This window comes from Myxococcus xanthus (assembly GCF_013116825.1).
Lineage (GTDB): Bacteria > Myxococcota > Myxococcia > Myxococcales > Myxococcaceae > Myxococcus > Myxococcus xanthus_B.
Genome location: NZ_JABFNS010000011.1, coordinates 59,767 through 78,392 on the forward strand (window position 1 = coordinate 59,767; position 18,626 = coordinate 78,392).

General features: G+C 70.4%; 2 protein-coding genes (1 of these 2 running past the window's edge). Both read right to left on the minus strand.

Translation table 11 applies throughout. From position 1 onward, the window contains the following. Nucleotides 1–13,146: a non-ribosomal peptide synthetase/type I polyketide synthase gene (locus tag HNV26_RS05085; RefSeq protein WP_171439466.1), complete on the minus strand. Its 13,146-nt coding sequence runs from the start codon at nucleotides 13,144–13,146 to the stop codon at nucleotides 1–3. Continuing rightward, nucleotides 13,139–18,626, minus strand: partial view of a non-ribosomal peptide synthase/polyketide synthase gene (locus HNV26_RS05090; RefSeq protein ID WP_171439465.1) — the final stretch only. It continues 11,666 nt past the right edge of the window; 5,488 of the gene's 17,154 nt are visible here — the last part of the coding sequence; the start codon falls outside the window, past its right edge; the stop codon is at nucleotides 13,139–13,141. The genes HNV26_RS05085 and HNV26_RS05090 overlap by 8 nt, the downstream gene beginning before the upstream one ends.

Consider the following 18,626-nt stretch of genomic DNA (forward strand, 5'->3'; position numbering starts at 1 on the left):
TCAGCTCTCCACCTCGGTCGCGTCCAGCAGCGCGTCCAGTTCCTCGTCCGACAATTGGTCCAACGCGGCCGGGTCCAGCGACTTCGACGCCGGTGCGATGGCGTCATCCGCGAGCTGCTTCATCGAACCCGCCATCCGGGACACCACTTCCGCCATGCCAGCGAGCGTGGGCGACTCGAACACCGCCGGCAGCGGCAGCTCCACGCCCAACGCTTCACGCACGCGCGCCACAATCCGCGCGGCCATCCCCGCGTGTCCGCCCAAGGCGAAGAAGTCGTCCCGAGCGCCAACTCGCGGCCGGCCGAGCAGCTCCGTCCAGATCCCCGCCAGCGCCAGCTCCTCCGGCGTGGAGGGGGCGACGTACTCCGCGGCGTGCCCCATGGAGCCCACTTGCGCCTTGGCAATGGCCTGAAGCCGCTCGGCGTCTCCCGGCAACGTCACGTCGGCGAGCCGCTCCACGCCTGAGGCCAGTGCCTCCAGCAGGATGCGCCAGTGCGCCAGCAACTCGGCCACCACGTCCGAGCCATGCAGCTCGGGAGCGTAGGCCAGGCTCAAGCGCAGCCTGTCACCGGGAACCACATAGGCAATGAGCGGGTGGTTGCCCTGCTCACGGCTCTCCACGTCCCCCACCTCCAGCCCCGGCACGCCCTGTCCCAGCGAAGTGTCGAGCGGATAGTTTTCGAAGATGAGCAGGCTCTCGAAGAGCGGCAGGCCCCGAGGCATGTCGCTCCAGCCCTTCACCTGGACCAGCGGACTGTGCTCGTACTTCCGCATCTCCAGCTGCCGTGCCTGGAGCTTCTGCAGCCAGGGCACCACCAGCGCGTTGGAGGACAGCTCCACGCGGATGGGCAGCGAGTTGATGAACAGGCCCACCATGGACTCGGCGTCCGGCAGGTCCACGGGACGTCCGGAGACCGTGGCTCCGAAGACGACGTCCTCCTGGCCCGCATGGCGCCCGAGGAGCAGCGCCCACGCGCCCTGCGTCAGCGTGTTGAGCGTCACCGCGTTGCGCCGTGCGAAGGCCTGAAGCGCGGCCGTGGCTTCTTGCGACAGCCACAGAACCTCCTCACCCGTGACGGCGGCCTCCATCCCGGGCGCGGCGGTCCGGGCGCCGGGGAGCGGCGTGGGTGTGGTGAAGCCCGCGAGTTCCTCGCGCCAGAACGCCTCGGCGCGAGACAAGTCCTGCCGCTGCAACCAGGCCATGTAGTCGCGCCAGGCCGCGGGACGAGGCAACGCAGCGTCGCGCCCCTGCGCCAGCGCCGCGTAGCAGGCGAAGACCTCCCGCAACATCACGCCCACGCCCCACCCGTCCATCACCAGATGGTGGTGGCTCCAGAGGAAGCGGTACTCCTGCTCGGCCAGGCGGACCACCGCCATCCGGGCCAGAGGCGCGGGCGCCAGGTCGAAGCCACGGGCACGGTCCTCACGCACCAGCAACTCGAGCCGGGCGCGCTGCTCCTCGGCGGGAACACCGCGCAGGTCGTGCTCCGTCCAGGGCAGCTCCGCCTTGGCATGGACCACCTGGAGCGGCTCCGGCAGTCCCTCGTGGATGAAGGACGTTCGCAGGACCGCGTTACGAGCGATGACCACCGCCCACGCCCGTCGCAGCGCGGCGACATCCACGTTCCCGCGTGACGTCCACGCCAACTGCTCATGGAAGACACCCGAGCCTTGGGGCGCAAGCGCGACATGGAACAGCATGCCCTGCTGAAGCGACGTGAGCGGGTACAGGTCCTCCACGGCCGGGAACTGGCGCAGCAAGCGGTCCAGGGAGGAGGACGAGAGGCGCGCGAGCGGGAAGTCCCCAGGCGAACGGCGCGCAGCATCCGGCGTACTCCGGCCCTCCATCAGCTCGCGCAGCGATGACAGGAAGTCGTCTGCAACGGCTTCGATGGTCGCCCGCTGGTGGACGCGCGTGCTGTAGGCCCAGGCCACCTTCAGCCGGCCCTCGGACACCACGGCATTCACCTCGAGACGGTGCGGACGACGGCCTCCCACGCCATGCCATGCGCCGCTCGGCTCCTCCGTGAGGGCGAAGCGCTCCGCCCCCCGAGCCGCCGAGTCGAGCTGCCCCAGGTAGTTGAACCCCACCTCCGCGCGCGGCGCTGCGCGCAACGTCTGGGCCGTGTCTTCGCGCAGGTAGCGCAGCAAGCCGTAGCCCATGCCATTCACCGGCAACCGCCGCCGCGCATCCCGCAACGTCCGGAGCGCATCTCCTGGACTGCCCGCCTCTGGCAACTCCACCTCCAGCGGGAAGGTGCTGGTGAACCAGCCCACGGTGCGAGACAGGTCCACGCCACCGAAGAGGGCCTCGCGCCCGTGGCCCTCCAGCTCCAGCCGCACGTTGCGGCTCCCCGTCCAGCGAGACACCGCGCGTGCCACCGCCGTGAGCAGCACCTCATCCACGCGCGCCCGGTACGCCAGGGGCACTTCGCCCACCAACGCCTTCGTTTCGTCCACGCCCAGCGTCACCGTCACCAGCGCTTCCGAGCCCGCCGTGTCGTCGCCTCCTCGCAGGTCCACAGGGAGCGAGGGGACGTCACGCGAGGCCTTCCAGAGCGGCAGCTCGCGCGCCACCTCGTCTGTCCGGGCATGTGACAACAGCCGCTCCGCCCACGCCTTGAAGGACGTCGTCTTCGGCGGCAGCGACACCGGAGCGCCTCGCTCCAACTGCGAGTACGCGGTCTCCAGGTCCTCCAGCAACGGACGGAGCGATACACCATCCACCGCCAGGTGGTGCACCACCAGCAGCAGCCGGGACGTCCGGCCCGCGCCCCGCTCGAACAAGGCCGCGCGCAGCAGCAGCCCCTCGCCCAGGTCCAGGCTCTGATGGACCTCCGCGCCCACGGACTCCAATGCGGCGCCCTGCTCCGCCTCCTGTACGGAAGACAGGTCCACGCGCCTCACGGGCACTCGCTCGGGCACGCCCGCAAGGGCCTGACGCCAGCCTTCCGGCGCACGCGTGAAGCGCAGCCGGAGCGCATCATGGTGCGACACCAGCGCCCGCAACGCCTCCTCCAGCAGCGCGGCATCCACCGGCCGGCGCACCTCCAGCACCGCGGCCAGGTTGTAGTGGTGCGGCTGAGGCAACGCCCACTCGTCGAAGAAGATGCGCTGCATGGGCGTCAGCGGCACAGGCCCCTCCACCAACCCCTGCTCCGCCGTGCCTGCCTTCGCCGTCCCGGCGGCGGCCGCCAGTTCCACGAGCGTCTGCCGCTCGAAGAGCATGGCCGGCTCCAACTCCAGCCCCAGGGCCTTGGCCCGGGAGACAATCTGGATGCCCAGGATGGAGTCGCCGCCCAGCTCGAAGAAGTTGTCGTGCAGGCCCACGCGCTCCACGCCCAGGACCTGCGCCCAGAGCGCGGCCAACGCCTTCTCCGCTTCCGTGCGCGGCTCGGTGAACACCTTCGCGTTGCCTCCACGCGCTGCGTCCGGAGCCGGCAACGCTGCCCGGTCCACCTTTCCGCTGGGTGACAGCGGAAGCGCGTCCAGCGCGACGAAGGCAGCGGGCACCAGATGGTCGGGCAGCCGTTCCTTCATGAACGAGCGCAGTGCCGATGCGTCCAGTTCCGCGGCTTGCACGACGTACCCCACCAGCCTCCGCGCTCCCGGCGTGTCCTCACGCACGAGGGCCACCGCGTCACGCACGTCAGGGTACTGGCGCAGCACCGCTTCCACTTCCCCTAGTTCGATGCGGAAGCCGCGCAGCTTCACCTGGAAGTCGGTGCGGCCCAGGTACTCCAAGCGACCGTCCGCGACGAAGCGGACCCGGTCGCCCGTGCGGTACAGCCGCGTCCCCGCCTCTCCCGAGAGTGCATCCGGGACGAAGCGCTCCGCCGTCAGCTCCGGCCGCCCCAGGTAGCCACGCGCCACACCCGGTCCGCCCAGGTACAACTCGCCCGGCACGCCCGGAGGCACGGGCTGCCCCCACCCGTCCAGCACATACGCGCGCATGTTCGCGACGGGACGGCCGATGTCCGGGCGATCCACGTCCAGCTCGGTGGAGAGCGTCGCGCAGACGGACGCCTCCGTGGGCCCGTAGCCGTTGAGCAGGCGCCGCCCCGGCTTCCATCGCCGCGCCAGCTCCGGCGAGCAGGCTTCTCCGGCGGAGATGACCGTCTCCAGCAAGGGAAGGCCCTCCGGCTCCAACTGAGACAGCGACGAAGGCGTGAGCGTCACCGTGGTGATGCCCCGCGACTCCAACAGCCTGTGCAGCGGCTCTCCCGGCAGCAGCGACTCGCGCGGCGCCAGGTGCAGCTCCGCACCGGCCACCAGCGTGGACAGCACCTCCAGGACGGACGCGTCGAACCCGAGCGCCGCCGCCTGGAGCACACGCCGCCCTGGCCGCACGTCATGCGCCCGGAGGATGGTGCCCAGGGTGTTGCAGAGGCCCTGGTGCGGCACCAGCACGCCCTTCGGAGTCCCCGTGGAGCCGGACGTGTAGATGACGTATGCCAGATGCTCCGGCAACGAACCCACGCGAGGTGGCGCGGACGGGTTGCGCGCGAGATGGCGTCCGTCTCCGTCCAGCGCGACGAGCAGCTCGCCGCCCGCGGGGAGCACGTCCGCGATGTCATCCATCGTCACCACCACGGACAGACCGGCGTCCCGCATCATGTGCGTCAACCGAGCCGTGGGGTACGCGGGGTCCAAGGGGACGAACGCGCCGCCGGCCTTCAGCACGCCGAGGAGCCCCACCACCAGCTCCACGGAGCGCTCCACGCACAGACCCACGCGGACCTCGGGCCCCACGCCCAGCGTGCGCAGGTGGTGCGCGAGCTGGTTGGCCTGTTCGTCCAGCTCCGCGTACGTGAGTTGCTGGCCCTCGGCCACCACCGCCACCGTGTCCGGCGTCCGGGCGGCCTGCGCCTGGAACAAGCCATGCAGCGTCGCGTCCGCCACGAAGGGCTCGCGGGTGTCGTTCCACTCCACCAGCATCCGCTGGCGCTCCGCGGCGGACAGCAGCGGCAACTCAGACACGCGCTGCGACGGATTCGCGGCGATGCCCTGGAGCAGCCGGACGAAGCGCTCCCACAGCAACTCCACCGTGGACAGGTCGAACAGATCCGCCGGGTACTCCAAGGCCCCCGTGAGCCCTCGCGGCGTCTCACGCAGCTCCAGTGACAGGTCCACCTTGGTGGCGCCGATGTCCAGCTCCACCATCTTCACGCCCAACCCTGGCGTTCGGACCTCGACAGGCGGCGTGTTGTGGAACGTGAGCATCGCCTGGACCAGTGGCATGCGGCTCGGATCTCTCGGCACGCGCAGCTCGTCCACCAGCCGCTCGAACGGAATCTCCTGGTGGGCATACGCACCAATCGACGCCACCTTCACCCGGCGCAGCAGCTCCACGAAGGTGGGCGCTCCCGACAGGTCGCCTCGGATGGCAAGTGTGTTCAGGAAGCAGCCGATGAGCCCTTCCAGCTCCGGACGGTTGCGGCCCGCAGCGGACGTGCCGACGATGATGTCGTCCTGCCCTGAGTACCGGTGCAGCAGCGTCTGGAACGCCGCCGTCAGCACCATGAAGGGCGTGGCGCCCTCGCGACGGCCCACGGCCCACACCGCGTCCATCACGGGCTTGTCCACGGAGACCTGGAGACGCCCCCCACGACCCGTCCAGCGCGCGGGACGCGGACGGTCCGTTGGCAGCTCCAACACCTGCGCGCCCGCGAGCTGCTTCTTCCAGTACGCGAGCTGGGTCTCCATGCCCGGCCCCTCCAGCCAGCCGCGCTGCCACACAGCGTAGTCCGCGTACTGAATCGGGAGTTCCGGCAGCGGTGACGGCCGGCCCGCCGCGAGCGCTTCATAGCCCGCCACCAGCTCGCGGAAGAGCACGCCCCCAGACCATCCGTCCGAGGCGATGTGGTGCAGCGTGAGGTGCAGCACGGACACGGCCTCGCTGATGCGAATCAGCACGGCTCGCATCACCGGCCCATGCATCAAGTCAAAGGGCTTGCGCGCCTCGGTCAGGGCCTGCTTCAGCGCGTCCTCCTCCCGCGCCTCCATCGTGCCGCCTCGGGCCTCCAGCCGCTCCAGCACCAGGGGCATGGCGTCGGCGATCACCTGGTACGCACCGCCGTCTTCGAGCGCGAAGGTCGTGCGCAGGACTTCATGCCGGCGGACCAGCGCGTTCAGCGCGGCCTCCAAGAGGGCTTCGTCCACCGCGCCATCGAGACGCAAGGTGACGGTGTTGTTGTACGCGATGCCCGCCGGGTCCAGTTGGTGGAGGTACCAGATGCGCTGCTGCGGGAAGGACAGCGGCAGCGGCTTGTCCCGCCCCACTCGCACCACGGGCGTGGCCGTCGCCGAGGAAACCTCCGCGCTCACCGTCTGCTGCGTGGGGGGCCTGGTGCCCACGGTGCCACGGGCTGGCTGCGAGGTAGGGCGCCGCGCCTTTGTCGCACGCGCGGGGGCCACGCACTCCACTTCGCCGGCATCGCGGAAACGAGCACGCTGGCCCGTCACGAAGAAGCGCTCATCCGACCCGGGAACGGAGATGAAGCGAACCCGCGTGGCCTCCGGGTCATTCCAGAATCCCAGCGGAACCGCCGCGCCGCCCAGGGCCAGCTCGCCCACCACGCCAACCGGCACCGGAGCGCCGGACGCATCCCGCACGTACACAGGCGCCGAAGCGGGAGACGGCCACGCCGCGCCCACCAAGGAGGACGCCACCGCCACGTGCCGCGCCGAGTTGGTGAGGTCCTGCGGCTCGCCCCCCAGCACCCAGAGACGAACGCTCCCCAGCGCCGCCTTGGCGCCAGGAAGCTCCGCCAGGGCACGCGCCTGCGACGGCGCGCAGCGCAGCGTGGTGACGCCTTCGTCTTGCACCAGCGACAGCAGTGCGCCGAATCCAGCATCGCTTTCGGCCAGCACCGCATCCGCGGGCAGTGCCTGCACCTGGCTGCGCTGACGCACCACGTCCAGCAGGCGGAGGCTGGACATCATCGGCTCCAGCGCCACGCCGAAGTCGACGAGACAGGCAATCTCGTCCACGTCCAGGGCGCGCACGCGCTCCACCACGCGGACGCAGTCCTCCACCGAGCCGAAGAGGCCACCTTCCTTGATGTAGTGCTCCACCCCCTGGGCGAGCATCACCTCCACGTCCTCTGGCGTGAGGCCGCGCACGTCCACCTGAAGGCCCTGGCTGGCCACCAGGTTGGCGAACACGTCCACCGAGCTGCGGAAGTACCGCAGCAGCGGCTCGCGCACGGCCTCGCGCACCTCGTCCAGGTCCTGGCCGAGGAACGTGTGGAGCATCAACGTGACGTGCCCCTGGCCTGGGCCGTGTCCCGCCTTGCGGTACGTCTCGCGGTACAGCGCCACCTTCGTCGCCAGCTCGTCCAGATTGGAGCCCAGTCCGAGCACGTTGGTGAGGATGCCCGCCCCCACCTCACCAGCCTTCCGGAACGTCTCCGGGTTTCCCGTGGACGTCAGCCAGACCGGCAGCTCCGCCTGCTTCGGCTTGGGGCGCAGCGCCAGCTCCACTTCATTGCCCGCGCCGTTACGCCGCAGCACCGTGCCGCCGCGCCACAGCCGCCGCACTTCCTCCAGGCGTTCAATGAGCACCTCGCGCCGCCGGTCGAAGGTCCCCGGTGAGAGCGAGAAGTCGTTCGCGTGCCACCCCGTGGCGAATGAAAGCCCCACGCGCCCACGGGACAGGTTGTCCACCACGGACCACTGCTCGGCGACTTCGATGGGGTCATGGAGCGGCAACACCACGCTGCCCGCGCGAATCTGCACGTGCCGCGTGAGCATCGCCAGCGCGCCGCCGACCACCGAAGGCTGTGGATACAAACCACCGAAGGAGTGGAAGCGCCGCTCCGGCGTCCAGACCGCAGAGAAACCATGTGCGTCCGCGAACTTCGCGCCTTCGAGGAGCAGCTCGTACTTCTCCTCACCCAGCGAGTCCTCATCGTTGGCGAAGTACGAAAGACTGAAGTCGAGAGGCCGCCGGGTGTCCAGCTTGCGGCCCAGGACAGCGAAGCGCGCGGCGAGCTGCTCGGGCGGAAGGACGACGCGCATCCCACGCGCCAGTGCCCACAGCAGGTCCAGTCCCGACGGGTCAGCGGAAGGCCCCCTTAACGCCAACCACACGCCTCCCCCACCCGCGCCCGTCCGGGCATCCAGTGAGGCCAACACGTGCGCCACGTTGCGGTGGCTCAGCATGACCCGTCCGTGTCCTCCCAGTGCTTCGGGCGCCGGAACGATGAAGGCCAGCCGCTCCCCGGGCACGGGCTCCATCGCATCCGCGCTCGAGTCGACAGAGTCCACCGCGACGGCGCGGATTCCCTTCGGCAACGCCGGCACGTCCTCCGTCCGAGACACCAGCAACAACCGAGGTCCTTGCGCCGGCAGCAGGGACGCCAGCTCCGCGACCTCACCGGCTGACACGGGGAGGCACGCGCCTCCCGCCTCCAGCACGCCCCAAAGCGCGATGACCGACTCCACGGATGGTGTGATGCGCACCGCCACCGGCACGTCCCTGCCCACGCCCTCCTGCTTCAACCGGGCCGCGAGACCTCGGGCCCTTGCCGACAACTCCCGCCACGACAGGCGGCGCTCACCCATGCTGATGGCCACCGCGTCCGGCGTCCGCTGCACCCACGACGCGAATCGAGTCAGCACGGCCGCATCCGCGAGGTCCCCATGCCCGACGCTCGACGCCCCACCGGAGGGCGGCATGGTGGAAACCGCGGGGCCCTCGACCTGGAGGCGCTGCACCGAGGACGCAGGCCCCCGCGCGACAGCGCTCCGTTCCTCCGGTGCCGCCAGCGGCATCCGTGACACGCGAAGGTCGGGGTTCGCGAGGGCCGCCCCCAGCAACGTCTGGAGGTGGGCCGACAGGCGCGCGATGCGCGGCTCGTCGTAGAGGTCGGTGGCGTACTCGATGAAACCGTGGAAGCCGCCGCGCTCGCTCTCGTTCAACAGCAGCGTCAACTCACCGAGCGTGGCACCGAACTGCGCGGGCGTTCCCGGCACCTCCACCAACTGCATGTCCAGGCCCGCCACGGAGGGCGGCGCCGTGGTGACGTGCGCGTGCAGCACCAGCGCCGCGTCACACAGCCGCGAGCGCGCCGGGTCCCTGCCAGAGGCCACCAACGGCAGCAGGTGCTCGAAGGGGACGTCCTGGTGACTGGACGCACCAACCGTCGTCTCACGCGCACGCGCCACCAGCTCGCGGAACGACGGGTCACCCGACAGGTCGGTGCGCAGCGCCATCGCATGGGCCACGAAGCCGATAAGGGGCTCCAGTTCGCCACGGGCACGGTTGCCTACCGGCGTCCCCACCACGATGTCCTCGCGCCCCGAGTACCGGGCGAGCACCGCCGCCAGGGCCGCCAGCAGCGTCATGAAGGGCGTCACCCCCTCGCGTTGGCTGAAGCCCATCAACGCCGCGCTGAGCTCACGCGAGAAGGCCACCGGGAAGCGGGCACCACGCAGCCGCAGGTCGGCCCCTCGCGGCCGGTCCGCCGCCAGCTCCAACGACGGAGGCAGGTCCGCCAACACCTCGCGCCAGTACGCCTCCTGGGCCGCCAGCGTTCCACCCGCGAGCGAGCGGCGCTCCCAGGCCGCCGCGTCCACGTACTGCACCGCCAACTCCGGCAGCGGAGCGGGCTGCCCCACGAGGAACGACTGATAGTTCGCCGCGGCCTCGCGGAAGAAGGCCACCATGGACAGCGTGTCCGAGGCGATGTGATGCACCGTGAGCAGCATCAAGTGCTCGGTCTCGGCCAGTCGCAGCAGACTGGCGCGGACGATGGGCCCGTGCTCCAGGGAGAACGGCCGCACCGCCTCATCCAGCGCCAGTCGCAGCGCCTCCGCCTCCCGGTCACCCCCATGGGAACGCAGGTCCACCACGGGCACCTGGATGCGGACCTCGGCGGAGAACCGCTGGCGCACACGCCCGTCCTCCACGCGGTACGTCGCGCGGAGCATCTCATGCCGGCGGATGACTTCGTTGATGCTCCGCTCCAGGACCGGGACATCCAGCGCGCCTGAGATGCGCACCGCCAGGGGCATGTTGAGGGACGGGTTCCCCGGATCGAGCTGCTCCATCCGCCAGACGCGCTCCTGCACCACGGACAGCGGCAGCTCGCCTGCGCGGTCGATGCGGAACATCACCTCGGATGGCGCCCTGCCTTCCAGGGGCCCCGCCGCCTGGAGCATCGCCTCGATGCGCGCGGAGATGCCCGCCACGGTGGGGGCTTCGAACAACGCGCTCAGCGGGAGCTGTACGGAGAACGTCTCGCGCAGACGGGTCAGCATCTGCGCCGCCATCAGTGAGTTGCCGCCCAGCTCCAGGAAGTCGTCATCCGGGCCGACCTCCACTGCCCCCAGACGCTCGCGCCAGATATCCATGACGCGCTGCTGAATCTCCCCCACGGTGACGGGAGCCGATGCGCCAGGGGTGACGAGGGGAAGCACGGAGCCGGTGCCAGCCAGCGCGGCCCCTGCCACCGGCACGGAGGCCGTGGGCAACACGAGCGGCGCGCCCGACGACTCCAGACGGCAGGACTTCTCCTCGAACGGATACGTGGGCAACGACACGCGGCGGCGAGGCTCCGCGCCATGGAACTTCTCCCAGGCGATGTCCACACCGGCCGCCCAGAGGTCTCCCAGGGATTGCAACAGCCCACGGGCATCGCTCTCCGTGGGACGACGGCGCAGCGAAGGCGCCACGACGAGCTGCCGTTCCTTGCGCGCTCGTCCCCGCGCCAGCGACGTCAGGTCCGTCCCGGGTCCCACCTCCAGCAGGACACTGCACCCATCCACGAAAAGCGTCTCCAGGCCCGCGGCGAAGCGCACCGGCTGCCGCATCTGCCGAGCCCAGTACGTGGGGTCGGTGGCCTCTTCCGGACGAATCCACGTGCCCGTGAGGCTGGACACATACGGTAGCGCCGGCGCCTGGAGGCGCAGCGAGGACACCGCCCGCGCCAGGTCCACCATCAGCGGCTCCACGGCGCTGGAATGGAAGGCATGGGCCGACGGCAACCGCACCATGCCCACGCCGCGGCTCGACAGCGTGGCCTGCAACGCTTCAATGGCTTGCTCCGGGCCCGAGACGACACACCGGCCCTCGCCATTGACAGCCGCCAGCGAGAGTCCCTCGCCGAGCAACGGAAGGACCTCCGCCTCCTCCAACCCCACCGCGAGCATCGCGCCAGCAGGCATCCGCGCCATGAGCGCGCCGCGCACCACCGCGAGCCGCAGGCCGTCCTCCGGAGACAACACACCCGCCACGCAGGCCGCGGCGTACTCACCAAAGCTGTGGCCCAGCACCGCATGCGGCCGGACGCCCCAGGACATCCAGAGTCGGGTCAGTGCGTGCTCCACGATGAAGAGCGCGGGCAGCGCGACGCGAGGGTCCATCACCTTCTGGGCCGCGACGGCCTCCTGTCCCTGCGCGGGCAACAGGAGCGCGCGCACCTCGGCGGCAAGCGAAGGCTCCAGCCGTGCCAGCGCCGCGTCCACGTCCTTCCGGAAACCCGGCTCCACCGCGTGCAGCTCGCGGCCCATGCCCACCGCCTGCGCCCCCTGCCCCGGGAACAGGAAGGCCACGCGGCGATTCCGCCCCGCCTCCACCGCCGCGGGCTTGCGCAGTCGCTCCGCCAGTTCGGCGCCATCCGCCGCCACCACCGCGCGGCGATGCTCGAAGGAACGGCGGCCCACGTTCCGGGTAAAGGCCACGTCTTCCAGCGCCAGTCCCGGCGCGGACTCCACGTGCGTCGCCAGCTCGCGCGCCATCACCGCCAGGGCGGAAGGCGTCCGAGCGGACAACGTCACCACGTGCAACGAACGGTGGCCGCGTGCCTTCTCCGCCTCCAGGGGCGCCTCCTCCAGCACGACGTGGGCGTTGGTCCCACCGATGCCGAAGGAGCTCACCCCCGCACGGCGCGGCCCATTCTCCCGTGGCCACGCCTTGAGCGCGGCGTTGACGAAGAACGGGCTGCGCTCGAAGTCAATCTCCGGGTTGGCGCGCTCGAAGTGGAGGCTCGGCGGCAGCTCGCCGTGTTGAAGCGACAGCACCACCTTGATGAACCCCGCCACGCCGGCCGCCGCGTCCAGGTGCCCCAGGTTCGTCTTGAGCGAGCCGATGGCGCAGAAGCCCGAGCGCTCCGTCGTCTTCCGGAACGCCCGCGTCAGCGCGGCGATTTCAATGGGGTCGCCCAGCGACGTGCCCGTGCCGTGAGCCTCCACGTAGCTGATGTCGTCACCGCCCAGGCCCGCATAGGCCAACGCGTCCGCGACGACCTCCGTCTGGCCCTCGATGCTCGGCGCCGTGTAGCCGACCTTCTGTTGACCGTCGTTGTTGACGGCCGAGCCCTTGATGACCGCGTGGACATGGTCACCGTCCCGCAGCGCGTCCGACAGCAGCTTGAGCACCACCACGCCCGCGCCGTTGCCTGCCACGGTGCCACCCGCGCGGTGGTCGAAGGCGCGGCAGTGGCCGTCCGGCGAGAAGATGAGCCCGTCCTGATGCAGGTAGCCCGTACGCTGCGGGCTGGCGATGCGCACCGCGCCCGCGAGCGCGATGTCCGACTGCCGCGTCAGCAGACTCTGGCAGGCCATGTGGATGGCGACCAGGCCGGTGGAGCACGCGGTGTAGACGGCGACGCTCTCGCCCCGGAGCTGGAGCTTGAAGGACGCCTTCATCGCCAGGCTCTCCGGCCCCGCGGTGGCCAACTCCAGGCCCGCGCCCGCGTCCTTCCGTGCCTCGCTCAGCAGGTTCAGCAGGTGGCCGGACGAACCGGCGCCCGCATAGAGCGAGATGCGCCCCTTGTAACGGGACGGGTCATACGCCGCGTCCTCGAGCGCCGCCCAGGCGCATTGGAGGAACACGCGCTGCTGCGGGTCCATCCACTGCGCCTCGCGCAGCGGGATGTCGAAGAAGCCGTGGTCGAACCCGTCCGCGCCTTCGAGGATGCCCCCCGCGCGGATGAAGCGCGGGTGCCGCCACAGCTCCTCGGGGATGAGCGGTGAGCGCTCCAGCTCGTCCTCGGAGAAGAACGAGATGGACTCCACGCCGCCTCGGACGTTGTTCCAGAAGTCACCCAGGTTGCGAGCGCCCGGGAAGCGCCCCGCCATGCCGATGACCGCGATGTCGCTGCTGGAGTCCTCGCCCTGCATGTCATCAAGCTCAGCCATTGCCGTGATTCCCTCGCCGACCCTGCCGGCGGATCGCCTGACGCCGCTGCTGGGCGCGATCCACGTGGGCCTCATTGTCCTGGGTGTCTGCCGCCGCCTCGCCGTCCCGCTCCAGGGACATGACGAACGCGCGGACCGTGGGATGTTCAAAGAAGCGCGTCGCCGGAACGTCGCGCTTCAGCTCGTCGCGCAGCAATGCGCACGCCTTGACCACGGACATGGAGCTGCCACCCAGGTCCGCGAAGAAGTGGTCCTCCACACCGACCCGCTCCACGCCGAGCACCTTCGCCCAGAGCGCCGCCACCTGACGCTCCAGCGCGGTGGTGGGCTCCACGAAGGCGCTCCCTGCTGGGCGTGAGACCTCCGGCTCCGGCAGCGCGCGCCGGTCCAGCTTGCCCACCGGCGTGAGCGGCAGCGCCGTCAGCGAAACCAGCGTGGAAGGCACCATGAACTCGGGCAGCGACTCCGCCAGGAAGCCGCGAAGGCCGCGGGGGTCCAACGTCTCCCCTGCCCGGGGCACAGCGTAGGCCACCAGCCGCTTGCCTCCCGCGGGGTCGGGCCGCGCCACCACCACCGCTTCGGCCACCGACGGGTGCAGGCGCAACGCCTCCTCCACCTCGCCCGGCTCCACCCGGTAGCCACGCACCTTCACCTGACCGTCCAACCGCTCGAGGAACTCCAACGTGCCGTCCTCGCGGTAGCGCACGCTGTCGCCCGTCCGGTACAGCCGCCCGCCCACCTCCGAGCCGAACGGGTCCGGAACGAAGCGCTCCGCCGTCAGCTCCGGCCGTCCCTGATAGCCCCAGGCCAGGCCGTCACCACCGATGAGCAGCTCACCCGGTACACCCACCGGCACGGGGCGCAGCTCCGCGTCCACGACGTACACCCGCGTGTTGGCGATGGGTCGGCCAATGGGAATAGCCCCCGGCGCGACGGCGCCCTCCATCACATGGCAGCAGGTGAAGGTGGTGCCCTCGGTGGGCCCATACCCGTTGACCAGGATGCCGCCGCGCCCAAGCCGCTCCCGCACCGCTGCCGGTGGGAGCACGTCGCCGCCCGCCAGGAGCTGCCGCACGCCATCCAGGGCGTCCGGCCTCGCGGCGGAGAGCGCCTCGAAGAGCGCGGCCGTGAGCCACAACGTGGTGACACCGTGACGCGCCAGCACGTCCTTGAGCGTGTCCACCGTGGGAGGCTGCGCTGGGAAGAGGACCAGCTTCGCGCCGTGCAGCAGCGCGCCCCACAGCTCGAAGGTGGCGGCGTCGAAGCAGATGGGCGCCAGTTGGAGGAAGACCTCGTCCGCGCCCCACCGCGCGAATCGGGAGCCCAGCACCAGCCGAGCCACCGCGCGCTGCGGCACGCAGACGCCCTTGGGCCGCCCCGTGGAGCCCGACGTGTACATGACATACGCCAGCGACTCCGCCGGCACCGTCACGCGAGGAGAAACCGTGGGCTCACGCCCGACTTCATCCCAGGCCGAATCCAGGAGCACCACGTCCGCGCTGCCCGAAGGCAGCAAAGCCACCACCGCCTGCTGCGCCAGCACCACGGGCAGGCGCGTGTCCTCCACCATGAAGGCCAGGCGCTCGCGAGGGTACGTGGGGTCCAATGGCACGTAGGCGCCACCGGCCTTGAGGATGCCGAGCATCCCCACCACCAGGTCGAACGAACGTTGCACGCACAGCCCCACGGGCGTTCCCGGTCCCACGCCACGCTTGCGCAGGTACCACGCAAGCTGGTTCGCCCGCCGGTCCAGCTCCCCGTAGGTGAGCCGAGTCTCCTCGCACACCACTGCGACGGCATCCGGCGAACGCGCCGCCTGCGCCTCGAAGAGCTCCGCGAGGCACGCCTCTCGGGGGTACTCCGCCGCGGTGTCGTTCCACGTCACGAGCAGGCGCTGACGATCCGCCGTGTCCATCATCGGCAGCTCGCCCAGGCGTTGGCCCGCATCCGCCACCGCGCTCTCCAGCAACACCCGGAGCCCCTTCATCAGCCGCGCGGCTGTCTCCCGCGTGAAGAGGTCCGCGTCGAACTCCAAGGTTCCCGTGAACCCTTCTGCCGCGTCCGTCAGGGACAACGTGAGGTCGAACTTCGCTGTCCCCGAGGCCAGCTCCACTGGGCGCAGGGCAAGCCCTTCCGGCGCGACGTCCTGGCGCGTGGCTTCGTGGAGCGCGAGCACCACCTGCACCAGGGGCGCGTGGCTCAAGCTCCGAGGTGGTTGCAGCGCCTCCACCAGCTTCTCGAACGGAACGTCCTGGTGGGCGTACGCGTCCAACGTCGTCTCCCGCACCTGGCGCAGGAGTTCACGGAAGGAGCTCGAGCGCGGCAGACGCGCGCGGAGCACCAACGTGTTGACGAAGAAGCCAAGCAGGTTCTCCAGCCCAGGCTGCTGCCGGCCCGCGATGGGCGTCCCCACACACACGTCCTCCTGGCCCGACACCCGCGACAGCAGGAGCTGGAAGGCCGCCAGCAGGCCCATGAAGGGCGTGACACCTTCGCGCAGGCAGAGCGCACGGAACGCCTCCGACAGCTCGGCGGGGAAACGCACCGCCAGCGTATCACCCCGGAAGCGCTGCAAGCTCGGCCGGGGGAAGTCCTTGGGAAGCTCCAGGACGGGCGGCGCTCCGGCGAGCTGCCTTCTCCAGTATCCGACCTGCGCCGCGAGTGCCTCCCCCTGCAGCCACTGGCGCTGCCACACCGCATGGTCCGCTGGCTGGACGGTGGGCACTGGCAGCGAGGAAGGCTGGCCCTTCAGCTCCGCGGCGTAGAGCGCCGACAGCTCCCGCACGGCGACGCCCAGTGACCACCCGTCCGAGACAATGTGGTGCAGCGTGAGGACCAGCAGGTGCGAATCATCAGCCGTGCGAATCAGCAATGCCCGGCACAGCGGTCCATTCACCAGGTCGAACGGGCGGCGAGCCTCTGCCGACGCGGCGAGCACGGCCTGTGCTTCACGTGCCTCCGCCGGAAGTCCCTCGAGGTCGACCATGAGCAGCGCCACGTTGCCACTCGGATGGATGACTTGGACAGGATCTCCCGCGTTGCTGGAGAAGGTGGTCCTCAGGGCTTCGTGACGCAGGAACAGCCCCGCCAGTGCCCGCTCCAAGGCAGGCACGTCCAGCGACCCGGAGAGCCATGCGGCCCAGGGGACGTTGTAGAGGGCCGTGCCCGGCTGGAGCTGCTCCAGCAACCACAAGCGCTCCTGCATCGCGGACAGTGGCAAGGGGTTGTCCCTGGACACGGGGACGATGGGCGGCGGGCGCACCGAGCCAGATGACTGTCGGGCCTCGCGGATGCGTTCGGCCAGCCTCGCCACGGTCGGGTCGTCGAAGAGCTCCCGCAGCGACAAGGCGACGCCGAAGGTGGCGTGAATCCGCGTGACGACCCGAGTGGCCATCAGGGAGTGTCCACCCAAATCGAAGAAGCTGTCGGACGCGCCAACCCGAGATACGCCGAGCAGCTCGCCAAAGAGCCGCGCGAGCAATTCCTCCTCGGGGCCTCTCGGTGCGATGACCTCCGATTCGACGGTGGGCGTGGGCAGCGCGCGCCGGTCCACCTTGCCGTTGGGCGTCAGGGGCAGGCGCCCCAGCACCACGAAGGCGGCAGGCACCATGTACGCCGGCAAGTGCGCGCCGAGGAAGGTCCGCAGGAGTGAAGGCTCGGGAGGCGCGGCGGCCTCCGCGGTCGGTACGACATAGGCCACCAGGCGCCGCGAGCCCCCTGTTTCATCCTCTCGCGCCAACACCACGGCTTGCCGGACATCCGGGTGGCGAAGCAGCGCGGCCTCGACCTCGCCCGGCTCCACGCGGAAGCCTCGCACCTTCACCTGCGCGTCCACGCGGCCCTCGAAGGTCACCGCCCCATCCGCCAACAGACGGACCCGGTCACCTGTTCGATAGAGCCGCGTCCCGGGACGCTCGCCGAACGGGTTCGGAACAAAGCGCTCCGCCGTCAGCGCGGGTTGTCCCAGATAGCCCCAGGCGAGTCCGTCCCCACCAAGCCACAGCTCCCCCACGCCTCCTGGAGGCACCGGCGTCATGTCCTCGTCGAGCACGTACTGAACCGTGTTCGCCAGCGGCTTCCCGATGGGAATCGATACGGCGCCCTCGGGCACATCCGTGACGAGGTGCCACGTGGAGAAGGTGGTGTTCTCCGTGGGGCCATAGACGTGCAGCAGCCGCTCGGGGGCACCTTCTTGAAGAACCCGGCGGACCGGCCTCGGGTCCACGGCCTCTCCTCCGAAGTGCAGCTGTCGCAGCCCGCTGAAGGCGTCCGGCACTTCCGCGGCCACCTGGTTGAACCAGGCCGTCGTGAGGAAGAGGACGCGAATGCCCTCCTCCCGAAGCCAGGACGCGAAGGCACGCGGAGAGAGCGCTGTCTCCCGCTCCACGCCAACCACTAGGGCACCGTTGAGGAGCGCACCCCAGATTTCGAACGTAGCCGCGTCGAACGAAGCGTTGGATGCCTGCGCCACGCGTTCCTCAGGCACCACGCGGATGAAGTCCGTCTCCACCACCAGCCGGACCACGGCCTGATGGGAAACGCAGACGCCCTTGGGAGTCCCCGTGGAGCCGGAGGTGTAGATGACGTAGGCGGCATCCGCTGCGCCGACTCCGGCTACAAGCGCCGCCGTTTCAGCGACGTCCCCTTGTGCCGAGACCTCCTCCACCGTGAGGACACTCACGCCCTCCGAAGGCACCGCGCCCCGCAGCCGCTCCTGCGTCAGCAGCACGGGCGCCCCCGCATCCGCGAGCATCCATGCGAGCCGCTCGCGCGGGTACGCCGGATCCAGGGGCACGTAAGCCGCCCCCGCCTTGAGGATGCCCAGCATCCCGACGACCAGCTCGGCGGAGCGCTCCACGCAGAGGCCCACGAGAGTCCCGCGCCGGACTCCCAGCGCCCCCAGCCTGTGGGCCACCTGGTTCGCCCGCGCGTTCAGCTCGACGTACGTCAGCGACGTGCCGCCATACCGCACCGCCACGGCCTCCGGCGTCCGCGCGGCCTGAGACTCGAACAGCGAATGCACCGTGGCTTCGCGGGGGTACGCGGTCGAGGTGGCATTCCACTCCACCAGCACGCGGCGCCGATCGGCTTCAGACAGCAGGGACACGTCGCCCAGTCGCTGCGCAGGACGACGCCACATCTCCTGAAGCACACCGCGCCAGTGCGACAGCAACTGCTCGGCGGCGACCTTTGAGATTCGCTCCTGCCGGTACAGCAGCTTCAGCCGCATGGAGCGGCCCGGAACCACCACGGCGGTCAGCGGATAGTGCGTGCGCTCGAAGGCCGCGAAGTCCCGCAGCTCCAACCCGGCCGCACCGCGCGCGAGCGCCGTATCCACCGGGTAGTTCTCGAACACGAGGAGACTCTCGAACAGCGGCGTGCCTCGGGGAATGTCGCTCCACCCCTGAAGCCGGGTGAGCGGGACGTGCTCCCGTTGCCCCAGCTCCACCAGCAGGGACTGAAGCTCGCTCAGCCAGGGC

Excerpts from the sequence above, each read along its gene's own strand:
- HNV26_RS05085 (WP_171439466.1), bottom strand. The coding sequence starts at position 13,146 with ATGGCTGAGCTTGATGACATGCAGGGCGAGGACTCCAGCAGCGACATC.